Annotated in this window: 14 protein-coding genes; 6 read left to right on the forward strand and 8 right to left on the reverse strand. The window is 34.4% G+C overall.

Annotated elements, in window-relative coordinates:
- Nucleotides 1-172: 172 nt before the first annotated feature.
- Nucleotides 173-3,316, reverse strand: coding sequence for a UvrD-helicase domain-containing protein (locus AC1B0Z_RS12550; protein ID WP_483792389.1), 3,144 nt, complete (start codon nt 3,314-3,316; stop codon nt 173-175).
- Between the two features lie 122 nt (nt 3,317-3,438).
- Here AC1B0Z_RS12550 and AC1B0Z_RS12555 point away from each other — a divergent pair, with 122 nt between their 5' ends.
- Nucleotides 3,439-4,047, forward strand: a complete 609-nt coding sequence (locus AC1B0Z_RS12555; RefSeq protein WP_483792390.1) for a superoxide dismutase — start codon at nt 3,439-3,441, stop codon at nt 4,045-4,047.
- Nucleotides 4,048-4,322: 275 nt separating this feature from the next.
- Here the strand turns inward: AC1B0Z_RS12555 and AC1B0Z_RS12560 are convergent, their stop codons facing one another.
- The 6 genes from AC1B0Z_RS12560 to purN all read right to left on the reverse strand — a co-directional run bounded on the left by AC1B0Z_RS12560 (nt 4,323) and on the right by purN (nt 10,555).
- Entirely contained in the window at nt 4,323-4,829 is a 507-nt protein-coding gene (locus AC1B0Z_RS12560; RefSeq protein ID WP_483792391.1) for a hypothetical protein, read from the reverse strand.
- Nucleotides 4,830-5,531: 702 nt separating this feature from the next.
- A complete protein-coding gene (locus tag AC1B0Z_RS12565; RefSeq protein WP_483792392.1) occupies nt 5,532-7,430 on the reverse strand; it encodes an amidophosphoribosyltransferase in 1,899 nt (632 codons plus the stop codon).
- 126 nt (nt 7,431-7,556) lie between these two features.
- Nucleotides 7,557-8,483 (reverse strand): PfkB family carbohydrate kinase, encoded by a 927-nt coding sequence (locus AC1B0Z_RS12570; protein WP_483792393.1) that lies wholly within the window; start codon nt 8,481-8,483, stop codon nt 7,557-7,559.
- 79 nt (nt 8,484-8,562) lie between these two features.
- Nucleotides 8,563-9,159 carry an START domain-containing protein gene (locus AC1B0Z_RS12575; protein WP_483792394.1) on the reverse strand — a complete coding sequence of 199 codons (597 nt, stop codon included), beginning with the start codon at nt 9,157-9,159 and terminating at the stop codon, nt 8,563-8,565.
- Nucleotides 9,160-9,231: 72 nt separating this feature from the next.
- The gene (locus AC1B0Z_RS12580) at nt 9,232-9,873 is read right to left on the reverse strand and encodes a ribonuclease H1 domain-containing protein (protein ID WP_483792395.1); all 642 of its coding nucleotides are present in this window, start codon (nt 9,871-9,873) and stop codon (nt 9,232-9,234) included.
- A gap of 118 nt (nt 9,874-9,991) precedes the next feature.
- Nucleotides 9,992-10,555: a phosphoribosylglycinamide formyltransferase gene (gene purN, locus AC1B0Z_RS12585; RefSeq protein ID WP_483792396.1), complete on the reverse strand. Its 564-nt coding sequence runs from the start codon at nt 10,553-10,555 to the stop codon at nt 9,992-9,994.
- A gap of 183 nt (nt 10,556-10,738) precedes the next feature.
- Here purN and AC1B0Z_RS12590 point away from each other — a divergent pair, with 183 nt between their 5' ends.
- The 5 genes from AC1B0Z_RS12590 (at nt 10,739) to pyk (ending at nt 15,025) form a co-directional block, all read left to right on the forward strand.
- A complete protein-coding gene (locus tag AC1B0Z_RS12590) occupies nt 10,739-10,972 on the forward strand; it encodes an acyl carrier protein (protein ID WP_009778413.1) in 234 nt (77 codons plus the stop codon).
- Nucleotides 10,973-10,984: 12 nt separating this feature from the next.
- Nucleotides 10,985-12,235, forward strand: a complete 1,251-nt coding sequence (gene fabF / locus AC1B0Z_RS12595; protein ID WP_483792397.1) for a beta-ketoacyl-ACP synthase II — start codon at nt 10,985-10,987, stop codon at nt 12,233-12,235.
- A 7-nt stretch (nt 12,236-12,242) separates the two neighbouring features.
- Nucleotides 12,243-12,983: a ribonuclease III gene (rnc, locus tag AC1B0Z_RS12600; protein WP_483792398.1), complete on the forward strand. Its 741-nt coding sequence runs from the start codon at nt 12,243-12,245 to the stop codon at nt 12,981-12,983.
- Nucleotides 12,984-13,097: 114 nt separating this feature from the next.
- Nucleotides 13,098-13,583, forward strand: a complete 486-nt coding sequence (locus AC1B0Z_RS12605; protein ID WP_483792399.1) for an IPExxxVDY family protein — start codon at nt 13,098-13,100, stop codon at nt 13,581-13,583.
- A complete protein-coding gene (pyk, locus tag AC1B0Z_RS12610) occupies nt 13,583-15,025 on the forward strand; it encodes a pyruvate kinase (protein WP_483792400.1) in 1,443 nt (480 codons plus the stop codon). The genes AC1B0Z_RS12605 and pyk overlap by 1 nt, the downstream gene beginning before the upstream one ends.
- Before the next feature lie 261 nt (nt 15,026-15,286).
- Here pyk and AC1B0Z_RS12615 read toward each other — a convergent pair whose 3' ends face one another.
- Nucleotides 15,287-15,367, reverse strand: a complete 81-nt coding sequence (locus AC1B0Z_RS12615) for a hypothetical protein (protein ID WP_483795304.1) — start codon at nt 15,365-15,367, stop codon at nt 15,287-15,289.
- Between the last annotated feature and the right edge of the window lie 28 nt (nt 15,368-15,395).

A 15,395-nucleotide genomic window follows, 5' to 3' on the forward strand; every position in this document is an offset into this window, starting at 1 on the left:
GTTTAATTTTTAAGTGTTAATTGTGAACAAAAGTAAGTTGTTAAATGTTATTAACAAAGACAAATATATAAAAAAATTGAAGATTACCTTTATCCATGGGTATTTCAGAATGATTTTAGATAATATTTTTCATATAAGAAGAGATTCTTACAATTAATGAAATCTGAAATTTTCAAAAACTCTTAATGGATACTTTTTTATTGATATAAACTAGTATTTTCTCTACCACTGAATACCCCATTTCCCTAATTAAGCTCTCATAATAGTTTAGTTGTTTTTTATGTTTCGTATGCTCTTCTCCAGTTTTGTAATCAATGATAGCAATAGTATTGGTTTTTTGATCTAGAACTAATCTGTCTGGACGCATGATGTCCCCTGTCTTAGAAATGATATCACGTTCATTAAAAACATTGTATGTAGCAGTGTAATATTTTTTAAGCTTTGGATGCTCTATAATTGATGTAATTATGATTTTAAGACTATTTTTTTGGGCTTCGGTTATTTCTGAGGAAGCATGAGCTTTGTCTAACACATCATCCAAGTCTTCTCTAGTTTTTATTTTGGCCATAATATCATGAACGAGATTCCCTTTTTCTATGGCGTCTTCTTGATGGGTGTTCCACAACATTCCAGATTTTGTAACTATAGCAATGTTTAAATCTTCTTTAGCATTAGATATAAAGGTGTTTTGCTGCTTTACATTTTGTTTTTTGTCATATTTTTTGGTAGTTTTTTTCATTTCACCAAAGTTATATTTAACTTGAGAAGGATTCCACAGATTTCTTTGTTTTAAAAAGTTTAGGAATAGTCCAGAGTATTTTTTGTTTTTAACGTCTTCTTTTAGATTCTCATCGTCCTTGGTCAAAATAAAAAGTTGTTCTTTAGCTCTTGTTAAAGCAACATATAGCAAGTTAATATTGTCTAATTCTTGTTCAGATTTATGCCTATTGTAAATTTCTAGGCCTTGATTGCCAAAATGCTCAAAATCATTATTAAAATTCAGCAACGCATGTTCAAAACCATTGTATTGATTATTATCTAAAGCGAACCACTCTTTTGGCTCTACTTCTTGATAAAGATTCAAGTCTGCAAAGGGAAGAATAACAATAGGAAATTCCAACCCTTTAGATTTGTGAATGGTCATGATTTGTATTGCATTCTGTCCTTCGGGCGATATTATGCTAAAACTGTCTTTTTTCTTGTCAAAATACTCTAAAAATGATGTAATATCTGAGCCTTTTTTCTGGTAAAATTCAAGCACAATATCTAAATAGTATTGTATGTAAGCATTTGGGACTTTTATCAAATTGAAACACCTTGCAATGGTTTCTGCTAAATCATATAATGGCAGTTGTGCTAAAGATTTACTGTTTATAAAGATATGATAGTGCTCCAGAGACTTAAAAAAATGCGTAATGGGTAAATGAATGTGCTTTGAAAAGAATTGGTGCACATCTTCAACCTCCAGCAATGTTCCTAAAAATGTTAAAACTTCAATTTTTATTTCATTGTTTTCGGGTTGGGATAAGAGTTTCAATATGTTATTGATGAAATTTACTTCGGGACTATTTATCACTAATAAAGTTTCTGAGGATAAAATAGGAATATTGTGCTCACTTAAATATTTGGCAACTGCAATTCCCTCTTTTTTGTAGCGCACCAAAATAGTGATGTCTGAAAACTCAAATCCGTTGGAGCCACAGGTAGTAATGGTATTTAATACTGCTTCACAAAACTTATTGTTTCTATCGTCATCTTTTTTAATTTCTAAGAGCAAAAGTTCAACATAGCCCTCGCTATCATCATGCATGTTTTGGTGCGCATTTTTATAAAGATGTGCATAATCAGGATTTTGAAATACAGTTTCTGCAATAAACTTGAATAAACTATTGTTAAACTCTATAATTTCTCTGGAACTTCTGTAGTTCGTATCTAAATTGTTTACATCCTGTTCCAGATAAAAAGGTTGTGTGTTTTTATTAAACAAGTCAATGAACTGTTCTGCTTTTCCACCACGCCAGCGGTAAATGGCTTGTTTAGCATCGCCAACCAACATCGCACTGCCATTTTCACCAGAAAGTGCGTTATTAATAAGCGGAATTAAATTTTCCCATTGCTTCAAGGAAGTATCCTGAAATTCATCAAGAAAATAATGTTTGAATTTCTCCCCAATGCGTTCATAAATAAAAGGTGTAGGCTGGTCTTTAATTTCTTTGCTTATGATACTGTTAAACTCTGAAATCAACATTTTGTTTTGCTCTTCCTTCAGTAATACAAGTTCTTTATGAATTGCATTTAGAACTGAAAGTGGTGTAATATTTTTATAAAACGCTTTTAAAAATTTAAGGTGAAACACATTTGCTTTGATTGTTTTATAAAACACCTCAATTTCAGGAAGGATTTGATCTATGGTATTCGCTAAAACAGCATCTAAGGTTTTGTTGTAAATGCGTTTACCTTCAGATATATTTTCTTCTAGCTGATTATCGTATAAGCGATTAAAATCGAGACGCATCACTTTTTTAAAGTGGTTGGGAAGCGTACCTCTTGAAAAATCTGAATGCTCTAAACCAGATTGTGCTACAAGCTCTAAAACACTTTCAGCATTTTTTGTAATGGTTTTTTCAGATTCAAAAATCTTTTCTTTAAGCAGTTGCTTCAACACTTTAAAATCATCAAGTGTCTTATCCTGAAGTTTTTCTATATAAGGTAGATCGTTTTCATTTACAAGTAGTTTAGCAATCTTGTTGAAATCCAATGCTACATCCCAACTTTTATCATCATCTGCTTTTTCAATAGCAAAATCCACCAAAATATTGGTAAGTTGTTTATCAGTTCCAGCTTTGTTAATTAAGCTATCCACAGCTTCATTCAAAAGTGCTTGTTGGTCTAATTCAACTTCAAAATTTAAAGGCAACTTCAAATCATAAGCAAAGGTTCTTATAATTCTGTGTGTAAAGCCATCAATGGTAGAAATATCAAAAGCGGCATAGTTATGAATAATGGTATCCAAAACAGTTTTTGATTTCTGGTGAAGCGCTTTTTCAGATAGGTTTAGAGCTTTGCAGAGATCATTAAACATATCGTTTTCAGACGTTTTTAAAATAGATTCGTCCGAGAATGTTTTCAACGTATCAATAATACGTCCTTTCATTTCAGCCACCGCTTTATTGGTAAATGTAATGGACAAAATACGCTTAAACATTTCGGGATTTTTGGCGCCCAACACTAATTTCAGGTAAGATTTTACAAGTGTGTAGGTTTTACCACTACCAGCAGAAGCATTATAAATGGTAAAATCACTTGGCTTGTTCATACATGAAATTTGTTGACAAGATAAAAACTCTCAATGAGTTCATAACAATTTATTATTTTTAATTAATGCCTTTTATGTCTAACTTTGTTAAAATTAAATATTAATATTTTAAACAAATAATTATGGCTTTTGAATTACCAGATTTAGGTTACGCTTACGATGCGTTAGAACCACATATAGATGCAAGAACAATGGAAATACACCACTCTAAGCATCATGCAGGATATACAAGCAAATTAAATGCTGCTATTGATGGCACTGATTTGGCAGGAAAATCTATTAATGATATTCTTACCAATTTAGATATGAGCAACGGCGCTGTTAGAAATAACGGAGGCGGATTTTACAACCACTCTTTATTTTGGAGTGTAATGAATCCTGAGGGCAAAGGGTATTTGTCAGGAGAATTAAAAGATGCTATAGAGGCAGAGTTTGGTTCTAAAGAAGGCTTTATGGATACATTTTCTAAGGCAGCAGCCACACAATTTGGTTCTGGTTGGGCTTGGTTATGCGTGCACAAAGGCGGAAAAGTTGAAGTATGCTCTACACCAAACCAAGATAACCCTTTAATGCCAGGAATTGGTTGTGGAGGAACCCCTATTTTAGGTATTGATGTTTGGGAACACGCTTATTACTTAAACTACCAAAACCGTCGTCCAGATTATATCAATGCATTTTTTAATGTAATTAACTGGAATGAGGTTGAAAGGAGATACGCTGAGGCAAAGTAAGCTTTAAAGTATTTTAAATATAAAGGCAAATTCAGAAATGGATTTGCCTTTTTTTATGGCGTTACCCTGTCGGGTCGGGCTTTCCGCTATATCTTTTGCTTTTGTCATTTTTGCAAAGGCAGGAATCCATAATACAGCTAAAAGCTTTATTAGAAAGACTATCTACTTCATTAAACAGCAAAAGGATGCCGCTGCAATCCCTAACGCGCTCACTCCTATGGCTCACTTAAAACCTGAAAAGTTTATTTGTTTTATATGTATGTTGGAAGTAGGTTTTATTTTTCATTTATCAAAATGTTTTTTATGAAATCATTTTCCATCTCAATAATTGAATTTTCTTTTTGTCTTATATGAGTTAAAACACTTACCAATGGAGCGTCTTTATAATAATAGTCAAGATATTTAATCTTCCCATTTCTAACCGTAATATCTGCCGAATTCAGCGTAACATTAATTCTTTTTTCTAGATTTTTATCGCGAACTAATTTTAAAATTTCAATCTTATAATTCTCCATTTTAGAAATGAATTCAGCCCCATTTTTGCTATATTTTTCTCCTTCAAAAAAGAAGTCATTTGAATATTCTTTTTTAGATACTTCTCCTTCATAATCGGTCGGTATTTTTATTTTCGGATTATTAATTAATTGAGAATAAATTCCATTCAAATACATAAGATATTCTTTAGTTAAAGAATGGTATAATTTTGCCGATTCATTTTCAGTTAGTTTGTCTTTTTTTAAGACTTTCAGAAATTTGAGCTTTAAGTATTTCGCTGGATTCAACTAATTGTTCATTCAGTAATCCGTACATGAAATACGGCTCATTTTTATCTTTACATGAACAAAGAATTAATAATAATAGTAAGATTGTTATTTTTTTCATAGGTATCTGTTCAACTTAGTGTCAACTCGTCATATAATAACTTTTATTACCGATACACCATAAATATATCAGGATATGGTAAGTTTTTCGTCACTGTTATACCGTAAAGATAATTTCTTAAGATAAAGAAATAATATAAGAAGATCTCAGAATTTATGAGAATATATAAAATGAAAAAGGTGAACTAGATAGTTCACCTTTTTGCCCCAAATCTACCATAAACTTAACCTACTTATGTTATGGTGAGTCAAATATATATCGATGCTAGAGGTTGCGAAAATATTTTGGCTGAACTGCTTATAAATTGGCTTAAAGGAAATACGGTATATAAATAGGGATGAACGGTATTGTTTAAAAGAGCTAGGTGTTTATACCTACGTTTTAATTCTTATGATTTGTTAACAAGAGTGCATAAAAAAAGGCGAACAGTTGTTCACCTTTTTTTGCCCCAAATCTACCATGAACTTAACCTACTTATGTTATGGTGAGACCAATTTATATCTATTTCGGACAATCAGAATATTTATTAGATGAATTGCGCATTTATCAGACAAAATACACCTTTTGCGGTTTAACCACAATTAGTATTGCTAAATTGATAATTAATAAGCCCTTTCTTTATTGCCTTCGTAAAAATTAATGAAGGCTCTATTCACCACTCTATTTCCCCCATCAGTTGGATAATTCCCTGTAAAATACCAGTCGCCTAGGTTATGCGGACAAGCCTTGTGAAGGTTCTCAACAGGCTGGAAAAGAATTTTTACTTCTGCTTTAATTGATGCATCACTTAACAGTTGCGAAATCTTCAAAGAGATGTCTTCGTCTGTAAAAGGATCATAGATTTCTTTTACATAATTCTGAACATTCTTATCTTCAAAATTCTCTTGAGATTTACATTTAGCATATACCTCATCAACTATATGGTATTTGCCATGGTCCTTCAACAACGCTAATGCGGCCCTAAATGCAACTAAATCTTCTAGTCTAGCCATATCTATACCATAACAATCAGGATAACGTATCTGCGGAGCCGACGATACCACTACTATTCGTTTTGGATCTAAACGATCCAGCATTTTCAGGATGCTCTTTTTAAGTGTAGTGCCTCGCACAATGCTGTCGTCAATAATTACCAAATTGTCATTCGGTCTAATTACACCATAAGTAATATCGTAAACGTGAGCCACCAAATCGTCGCGACTGCTATCCTCAGTAATAAAGGTTCTTAGCTTCACATCCTTAATAGCAATTTTTTCAACACGAATTCTCTCAGAAAGAATTTCCGTTACCTTTTCTGCCGAAATATTACGTTGTCCTTTTAATATGTATGACGTTTTTGTTTTGTTTAGTTCAGATTCTGCCGTTTCAATCATTCCAAAAAAGGACGTTTCCGCAGTATTTGGAATATATGAGAATACTGAATTCTTCAAATCATTATCAATTGCTTCTAAAACTTTTGGCATTAATAATTTACCCAACATTTTACGTTCTTGGTAAATTTCGGCATCGCTTCCTCTGGAGAAATAGATACGCTCAAAAGAGCACGCTTTTCTTTCTAAAGGTTCTAAAATTTGTTTAATAGTAAACTCACCAGATTTTTTTGTGATAATGGCATGCCCTGGAGGCAATTCATTTACATCTTCAAACTTTACATCAAATACAGTTTGAATAACTGGGCGTTCTGATGCTACAACAATTACTTCATCATCACTATAATAATAACAAGGTCTGATACCTGCTGGGTCGCGAAGTACAAAAGAATCTCCATGACCAATTAATCCTGCCATGGCATAACCGCCATCCCAGTTTTTGGCAGCGCGTTTAAGGATTTTGGATACTTTTAAGCGTTCCGCAATTAAAGGAGAAGCTTGTTGTTTGTTATAACCTTCTTTTTTGAGGTCTTTGTAAATTTTACTAACCGCATCATCCAGAAAATGACCAATTTTTTCCATGATGGTAATGGTATCGGTGTATTCCTTGGGATGCTGGCCTAGTTCTATTAAATTCTGAAATAATTCCTTAACATTGGTCATGTTAAAGTTACCTGCCATGATAAGGTTACGATGCATCCAGTTATTCTGTCTTAAAAAAGGATGTACACTTTCTACACTGTTCTTTCCAAAAGTACCGTAACGTACATGGCCTAAAAGCAACTCCCCTATGTATGGGATGTTTCTTTTTTGTAACGCTACGTTATTATTATACTCAGGATTTTCTTTAAACGCTGTGTTAATACGGTCATTTATCTGATCAAAAACATCTTGAATGGGTTGTTGCGCTACCGAACGTACTCTGCTTATATAGCGCTGTCCAGGATCAACATCTAGCTTAATACTTGCAAAACCAGCACCATCTTGCCCACGATTGTGCTGTTTTTCCATCATCAGGTACATTTTATTTACGCCATAAAAAGCGGTGCCGTACTTTTCCTTGTAGTATTCTAGAGGTTTTAAAAGCCTGATAACTGCGATTCCACATTCGTGTTTAATAGCGTCACTCATTATTTAATCTTTAATTAAGTAATTAGATTCCTGCCTTCGCAGGAATGACAAATTTTTGAAACCAAAATAAAAATCATTTTGGAGTATATTCTTAAATAAAAACGCACTCGTTTAGAGTGCGATGGTTTAGGTTAATTCTATTTCAAACTGCGTTAGTTGTTTAAACTGCAACAAACGCTTTTCTACTTCTGCTCTTGATAGGTTTTGCATACGCTCAGTACCAAACTTTTCAACACAAAACGAAGCTAAAGTAGAGCCATAAATTACCGCATTTTTCATATTTTCAAACGAAACATCTTCTGTCTTTGCTAGGTATCCTGCAAATCCTCCAGCGAAGGTGTCTCCAGCTCCTGTAGGATCAAAAACTTCTTCTAATGGTAAGGCTGGTGCATAAAATACATTGTCATCATGAAACAGTAACGCACCGTGTTCTCCTTTTTTTATTACCACATATTTTGGACCCATCTCATGAATCTTTCGTGCTGCTACTACCAATGAATATTCACCTGTTAGTTGTCTTGCCTCTTCATCATTAATAGTGATAACGTCAATACGCTTTATAACATTTAACAGGTCATCTAGGGCACAATCCATCCAAAAATTCATAGTATCTAGAACGGTTAGCTTTGGCTTTCCCGTCATTTGATCTAACACACTTGCTTGGACGAGCGGATGTAAATTTCCTAACATCACAACATCTGCATCTGTATATGCGTTAGGTACTTTAGGCTCAAAATCTGCTAGTGTATTTAATTCTGTAACTAAGGTGTCGCGAGAATTCATGTCGTTATGGTAGCGCCCACTCCAAAAGAATGTTTTACCATCTTTAACAATTTCAATACCTGATATATCAAGGTTTTTATTGGATAATAAATCCAAATATTCTTGCGGAAAATCACCTCCAACAACCGATACAAGTGTAGCATCAACATTAAAGTGAGAAGCAGAAAGACCAATAAAGGTGGCAGCTCCACCCAAGATTTTGTCGGTTTTACCAAATGGCGTTTCAATAGCATCAAAGGCTACTGTACCAACAACTACTAATTTACTCATAAAATGGAGTCCTGAATTTATGCAAATATAAGTGTTTTGAAATCTTTTAGCATAAAAAACTATAAATATACCAACGCTCTTAAAGTTGGGTTTTTTCCAATCTTTTTAAATCCGTAAAAGTATTGAATGGCCCTTTTATTAAGAGCAAGTTAACTACAAATGGTGGTAAATTACCCTCTGGATCAAGATAGAGTTGTTGCGTAACTTTTGTTTTATTTAATTCTTCTTCAAGTAACCAATATCCCATCAGTTTTTTTATGCGTATCACTTTATTTTTTTTGATAACTTCAGAAGGTAAGGCCTCTAATATTAATTTAACTTTTTTATTGCTTTCACGCTCAACAGTTAATAAGGTTACAACATCTCTATCTTTTAATGGCCAAGGCAAATCTTTAATAGCGTAGAATACGTGCTTATTTTTAGATAACTTTTTTACGTAGTAACTAATACCGGGTTTTACATTATTCTTGTTATATTTTGGCGCATCAAGAAGTTCATTTAAAACCGTGGTAAGTGAGGTGTTTAATAATGTTGTTGCTTTATATTCGTTAAAAGTTGTGTTAGTAGTTTCTCGTGTGTATATTTTTATGTTTTCTGAGTCCTTTTTTAATTTCCATGTAGTTTGCGAATGCACAGATGAAAAAATGAAAATTATAAAGTAGAATATGTTTCTCATAGCAGCTTTTTTTTGATTCTTAGTTGCTATGTCATAGGATTCATTACATTTCTGTGAAACTATTTTGTCTAATTACTTCCTTCCAAAATCCGCAGGAATTTCGCCCCAAGCCTTGGTTTCCCATTTTACAATTACAGTGTTGTAAGTATTGTTTTTTAACCAATCCACAGCACGATCTACCAATTCAAAAAGGGCTTTGTTTTTGTCGTTTCGTTCTAACTTTGTGTTGCACTTTTGCTTTTTTACCCAGCTAATGGCAGTTCTAGAATCGGTGTAAATAATACGATTGCTTTTCTTTTTTTTTAGAAATGCTAGGCCATGAACAATAGCCAAAAACTCACCGATATTATTGGTGCCTTCCTCGAAAGGCCCTTGAATAAATAACTGCTTTTTGCTTTTGGTATCCACGCCACGATATTCCATTTTTCCTGGGTTGCCAGAAGAGGCTGCATCTACAGATATAGAGTTGTAATTAGGTTTGCCTATTTTTTTAAGTTGTTCCTCAGAAAGCTCACTATTAAATTTTGAGGTTTTACCGATGTAATCTTTATAATTCCCTTTTAAAGCTTTTTTTGCGGCATCAAAGGTTGAAAAGGATTTGTATATCGCACCTTCAAAGTTGGTGATTTGTGCTTTACAATCCTCCCAAGATTCAAAAACACCAGTATGATGCCCTTTCCAAACGGTGTAATATTTTTTCTTTTTTTTACTCATTTTGTCATCCTGAACTTGTTTCAGGATCTCATTATGATTTGTCATTCAGAGGGAGGAACGACCGAAGAATCTTCAAATTTGAGTGTTGAGATTCTTCGCTTCGCTCTGAATGACATTTTTATTTTAATAATTCATTTACAACCTTCGGAAAATGTTCCATTTCCAATTCATGAATTTTAGCAGCAACATCCTCAGCGGTATCTGTTTTTAAAACATCACATTCCGCCTGAAAGATAGTAGCGCCTTCATCATAGTTTTCATTTACATAATGTATAGTAATACCCGTTTTGGTTTCATTATTTGCTACAATGGCTTCATGAACGTGCATGCCATACATGCCTTTTCCTCCATAATTAGGTAATAGGGCAGGATGTACATTAATTACTTTGTTGGGGAATTCATCTAAAATAAACTCAGGAAACTTCCATAAAAAACCAGCCAAAACAATCAAATCTGGTTGAGACGCTTTCAAAATGTTCAGCACGTCATTGGTTTTTGAGAAAGCGATTCTATTGAAGGATAATGCGCTAATTTTCAGTTTTTTAGACCGTTCTAAAACTTTGGCATGGGGATTGTTACTCAACACTTGAATAACAGATGCATTATCGCTGTTGTGAAAAAACCTGATTAAATTTTCAGCATTAGTACCACTTCCGGACGCAAAAATTACGATACGTTTCATTTTACAGACTGTAGTGTTAAGATTATTCGAACAAAAAGAATAAATATTAACAATTAGAAGGTAAAAGTAAATACTTGAATGTAATTTTTTGTAAATTACAATCACATTTTTTTAGCAAAATATTGTATTACAATAAAGTTTTTTATTTTTGCCAACTAATTAAACCTTTAAAATTAAAAGATTATGTCAGACATTGCATCAAGAGTAAAAGCAATTATCGTAGATAAGTTAGGTGTAGACGAAAATGAAGTAGTTGCAGAAGCAAGCTTCACTAACGATCTAGGAGCGGACTCTTTAGACACTGTAGAATTAATTATGGAATTCGAAAAAGAATTCGATATTCAAATACCAGACGACCAAGCTGAGAACATTGCTACTGTTGGTCAAGCTATCTCTTATATAGAAGAAGCTAAATAAGCAAAACATTTTATGGAAATAAAGCGCGTTGTAGTTACAGGACTAGGAGCTTTAACCCCTATTGGCAATACCAAAGATGAATATTGGGATGCCTTAGTGGATGGTAAAAGCGGTGCTGCGCCTATTACATATTTTGACACCGAAAAGTTTAAAACCAAGTTTGCTTGCGAACTTAAAAACTTTAATGCAACCGATTTTCTTGACAGAAAAGAGGCTCGTAAAATGGATAAGTTTGCGCAATATGCTATGGTAGCTTCAGATGAAGCTATTGCAGATGCCAATCTTAATACAAACGAGCTTAACAAATTGCGTGTTGGTGTGATATGGGGTGCGGGTATTGGCGGACTTGAGACATTTCAGCAAGAAGTATTAAACTTTGCTGATGGCGATGGTACACCTAGGTTTAACCCGTTCTTTATTCCAAAAATGATTGCAGATATAGCACCTGCAAACATCTCCATAAAATATGGTTTTATGGGGCCTAATTATACCACGGTTTCGGCTTGTGCATCTTCTGCTAATGCTATGTTTGATGCTCTAAACATGATTCGTTTAGGACATTGTGATGTAGTGGTTACTGGAGGAAGTGAAGCGGCTGTAACCATTGCCGGTATGGGTGGTTTTAATGCAATGCATGCACTATCTACTAGAAATGAAAGTCCAGAAACAGCCTCTCGTCCATTTGATGGAACAAGGGATGGTTTTGTTTTAGGCGAAGGTGCGGGAGCACTTATTCTAGAAGAGTATGAGCATGCCAAGGCAAGGGGCGCAAAAATATATGCTGAAGTCGCAGGAGGTGGATTGTCTTCTGATGCCTACCATATGACAGCGCCACATCCGGAAGGCGTTGGTGTAGTTGAAGTTATGAAAAACTGTTTAGAAAACGCAGGATTAAATCCTGAAGATGTAGATCATATAAACACACATGGTACTTCAACACCATTAGGCGATGTAGCTGAGTTAAAAGCAATTTCCAAGGTATTTGGAGATCATGCTAAGAATATAAATATTAATTCTACAAAATCAATGACGGGTCACCTGTTGGGTGCCGCTGGGGCTATTGAGGCCATTTCAAGCATACTTGCTATAGAAAATGGTATTGTGCCTCCAACGATTAATCACACCACAGTTGACGAAAACATTGATCCAGAATTAAATTTAACCCTTAACAAGGCTCAAAAAAGAGATGTTAAAGTTGCAATGAGTAATACCTTCGGATTTGGCGGACACAACGCTTGTGTATTATTCAAGAAAATAGATTAAGTCCCGAATGGCTTTCATTCGTAACATACTAAATTCCCGTTCTAAACAAGACGGGAATTTTTTTATGCAGTTACATCAAATTTTAGGATATAAACCTAAGAATATAGATGTTTTCAAAAAGGCATTTACACACCGTTCCATGAATATAAAAGATAGTAAAGGAAACGCTATCAATTACGAAAGATTGGAGTTTTTGGGGGATGCCATGTTAAGTGCTGTAATCGCCTCACATTTATTTCAAGAAGTCCCTAGTGGTGATGAAGGCTATCTTACAAAGATGCGCTCTAAGGTAGTTAGTAGGGAGCATTTAAACGAATTAGGTAGAGAACTTAACTTAATTGATCTTGTAGAAAGTAAGATACCAGCTGGTCAATTTGGAGATAACATTCATGGTAACCTGTTTGAGGCATTGGTAGGGGCAATTTTTTTAGATAGAGGTTATAAATACTGTGAAAAATTTATCTATGAGAGGGTAATTACGCCACATGTTGATATTGAAAATTTGGAAGGTAAAGTCATAAGCTATAAAAGTCTTTTGATAGAATGGTGCCAGAAAGAAAAGAAAATTTTCAATTACAATGTATACGAGGATACGGGGAATGATGATGTAAGGCATTTTTCTGTAAAATTGTCCATTGACGATAAAATTATAGCCAAGGCACGAGCTACTTCAAAGAAGAAAGCAGAGGAGAAGGCATCAAAACGTGCTTTTTTTGCGTTTCAAAGTAAGATGTCTAAAATGATTTAGCAAAAAGACGCCACAACTACAACGTTTTAGTAGGTTTTTGGCGTTAAGAAATGGTAAATCCCTTTACTTCTAAGTAATTTTAATACTATCTTTACATCGCTAATAAGTCAGGTTATGGCAGTACACAAACTTATTTTGGACGATATTTTTGAGGATGTGTCTTGCACTTTAATTGCCATTCATTGTGCAATTGAAGATTATAGGCTAGCCTATTTTTTGAATAAGTATTTAGATATTACCTTAACCAGAAAACCAAAGGATTTAGATTTTAATAATGGGGTAACGGAATATTCAGTTTTTGAGTATGAAGACGAAAAAAAATTGGATACATGGCATTTAGTATCCAACATTTGTAAAATAGAAACCGAATCTAAGATAGAGCAACAATCGCTATTCAATACACATCATAAAGTAATTAGAACTTACAATTTAGTGCCAGAATATGGCAAAGTCAATTACTTTTTGAAAATTGATAACGAATTTAGTAATAGTAAAGAAAAGCAAATAATAAATAACCTCCTTAAGATTCCGCAAATAGCTATGGCCTATAATGTTGATATGAGCGTGTTAAAATCAAAGGAGCATTTAATTTTCGATTAATGGGATTAAGAAAAAAAACCAAAATAGTAGCCACATTAGGGCCTGCAACAAGCACCAAGGAAGTACTTAAGGGTATGATGGATGAAGGGGCCAATGTGTTTAGAATCAATTTTTCGCATGCAGATTATGAAGATGTAAAAAAGCGTATTACAATGATACGCGAGCTAAATGAAGAATTTGGTTATAATGTTGCGATATTAGCCGATTTGCAGGGGCCAAAGTTGCGTGTAGGTGTCATGAAAGAGGAGGTTGAGGTAAACCCAGGAGATGAAATTATTTTTGAAACTGGCGAACGTTTTGAAGGCACCAAAGAGCGTGTTTACATGACCTACGATAGGTTTCCGCAAGATGCCAAAGCTGGAGAACGTATCCTTTTAGATGATGGGAAATTAATTTTCGAGGTAGTATCAACCGATAAGAAAACTCAAGTAAAGGCCAAGGTTATTCAAGGAGGCCCGTTAAAATCTAAAAAAGGGGTAAACCTTCCAAACACTGATATTTCACAGCCAGCATTAACTGAAAAAGACATAGAAGATGCTATTTTTGCAATAAAACAAGATGTAGACTGGATAGCATTATCTTTCGTGCGTCATGCTGAAGATTTAATGCAACTGCGCGATTTAATAAAGGAGCATAGCGATTATAAAATCCCGATAGTAGCAAAAATTGAAAAGCCCGAAGCTGTTGAGAACATAGATAAGATAGTGACGCAGTGTGATGGTATCATGGTAGCTCGTGGCGATTTGGGAGTGGAAGTTCCTGCAGAGGAAGTACCACTTATTCAAAAACAATTGGTGTTAAGAGCCAAAAAAGCAAGAATTCCTGTAATTATTGCTACACAAATGATGGAAACTATGATTTCCAGTTTAACACCTACAAGGGCTGAGGTTAACGATGTGGCAAACTCGGTAATGGATGGTGCTGATGCGGTAATGCTTTCTGGTGAAACCTCTGTGGGAAGTTATCCAGTTCAGGTGATTAAACAAATGAGCGATATTTTAAAAAGTGTAGAAGATTCACCGCTTATTAAGGTACCAGAAATGCCACCACACATTCGCACAAATCGCTACATCACAAAATCTATATGTTACCATGCTGCAGTTATGGCGAACGAAATTGATGCAAAAGCCATTTCTACATTAACCAATAGTGGTTATACGGCGTTTCAAATTTCAGCGTGGAGACCATCCTGTCATATTTTAGTATTTACTTCTAACAAGCGTATTTTAACACGTTTAAGCTTGTTGTGGGGCGTAAAGGCCTTTTACTACGATAAGTTTGTAAGTACCGACGAAACTATTGAAGACGTAAATGCTATAGCCTGTAAAATGGGGTATCTTGATGTGGGCGATATGCTCATCAGTTTAGCGGCAATGCCAATACAGGATAAAGGTATGGTGAATACGTTAAGAGTTACAGAGATTGAAACTTGTAGTTTTTAGGTAATAATTTTTTGGGTCTTATCCATAAGGGGTCGAGCTTTCCTCTGTATCTTTTAACCACTAAAACCTGCTTTTTTAAGCAGGTTTTAGTGGTTAAAGGGATGCCGTTCCAATCGCTAACGCGGGTGTTTGTTGGTTTTATTTGAATTGAAAGTTGTTTTGTTTTAGAGGGGTAAGCTTAAAGGATAGTTATGGCCTCCGTAGCGACGAAGGAGCTATGGAGTGATATGTAATTCGCCCACTGGTTGGATCCAAAATGAATTAGGTTTCATACACATATTTTTGGTATTGGCTGTCATCGTTGTGTACCATTCCCTCAATGATAACCGTCCTGTATGTCACATTATGTATATGTGGTGGCGAAGAAAAC

The organism is Hyunsoonleella sp. J2K-J805 (assembly GCF_057167125.1).

What these genes read in the sequence shown, in the direction of transcription:
- AC1B0Z_RS12550 (WP_483792389.1), bottom strand. Translation starts at nt 3,316, where the DNA reads ATGAACAAGCCAAGTGATTTTACCATTTATAATGCTTCTGCTGGTAGT.
- AC1B0Z_RS12555 (WP_483792390.1), top strand. Translation starts at nt 3,439, where the DNA reads ATGGCTTTTGAATTACCAGATTTAGGTTACGCTTACGATGCGTTAGAA.
- AC1B0Z_RS12565 (WP_483792392.1), bottom strand. Translation starts at nt 7,430, where the DNA reads ATGAGTGACGCTATTAAACACGAATGTGGAATCGCAGTTATCAGGCTT.
- AC1B0Z_RS12570 (WP_483792393.1), bottom strand. Translation starts at nt 8,483, where the DNA reads ATGAGTAAATTAGTAGTTGTTGGTACAGTAGCCTTTGATGCTATTGAA.
- AC1B0Z_RS12575 (WP_483792394.1), bottom strand. Translation starts at nt 9,159, where the DNA reads ATGAGAAACATATTCTACTTTATAATTTTCATTTTTTCATCTGTGCAT.
- AC1B0Z_RS12580 (WP_483792395.1), bottom strand. Translation starts at nt 9,873, where the DNA reads ATGAGTAAAAAAAAGAAAAAATATTACACCGTTTGGAAAGGGCATCAT.
- purN (WP_483792396.1), bottom strand. Translation starts at nt 10,555, where the DNA reads ATGAAACGTATCGTAATTTTTGCGTCCGGAAGTGGTACTAATGCTGAA.
- AC1B0Z_RS12590 (WP_009778413.1), top strand. Translation starts at nt 10,739, where the DNA reads ATGTCAGACATTGCATCAAGAGTAAAAGCAATTATCGTAGATAAGTTA.
- fabF (WP_483792397.1), top strand. Translation starts at nt 10,985, where the DNA reads ATGGAAATAAAGCGCGTTGTAGTTACAGGACTAGGAGCTTTAACCCCT.
- rnc (WP_483792398.1), top strand. Translation starts at nt 12,243, where the DNA reads ATGGCTTTCATTCGTAACATACTAAATTCCCGTTCTAAACAAGACGGG.
- AC1B0Z_RS12605 (WP_483792399.1), top strand. Translation starts at nt 13,098, where the DNA reads ATGGCAGTACACAAACTTATTTTGGACGATATTTTTGAGGATGTGTCT.
- pyk (WP_483792400.1), top strand. Translation starts at nt 13,583, where the DNA reads ATGGGATTAAGAAAAAAAACCAAAATAGTAGCCACATTAGGGCCTGCA.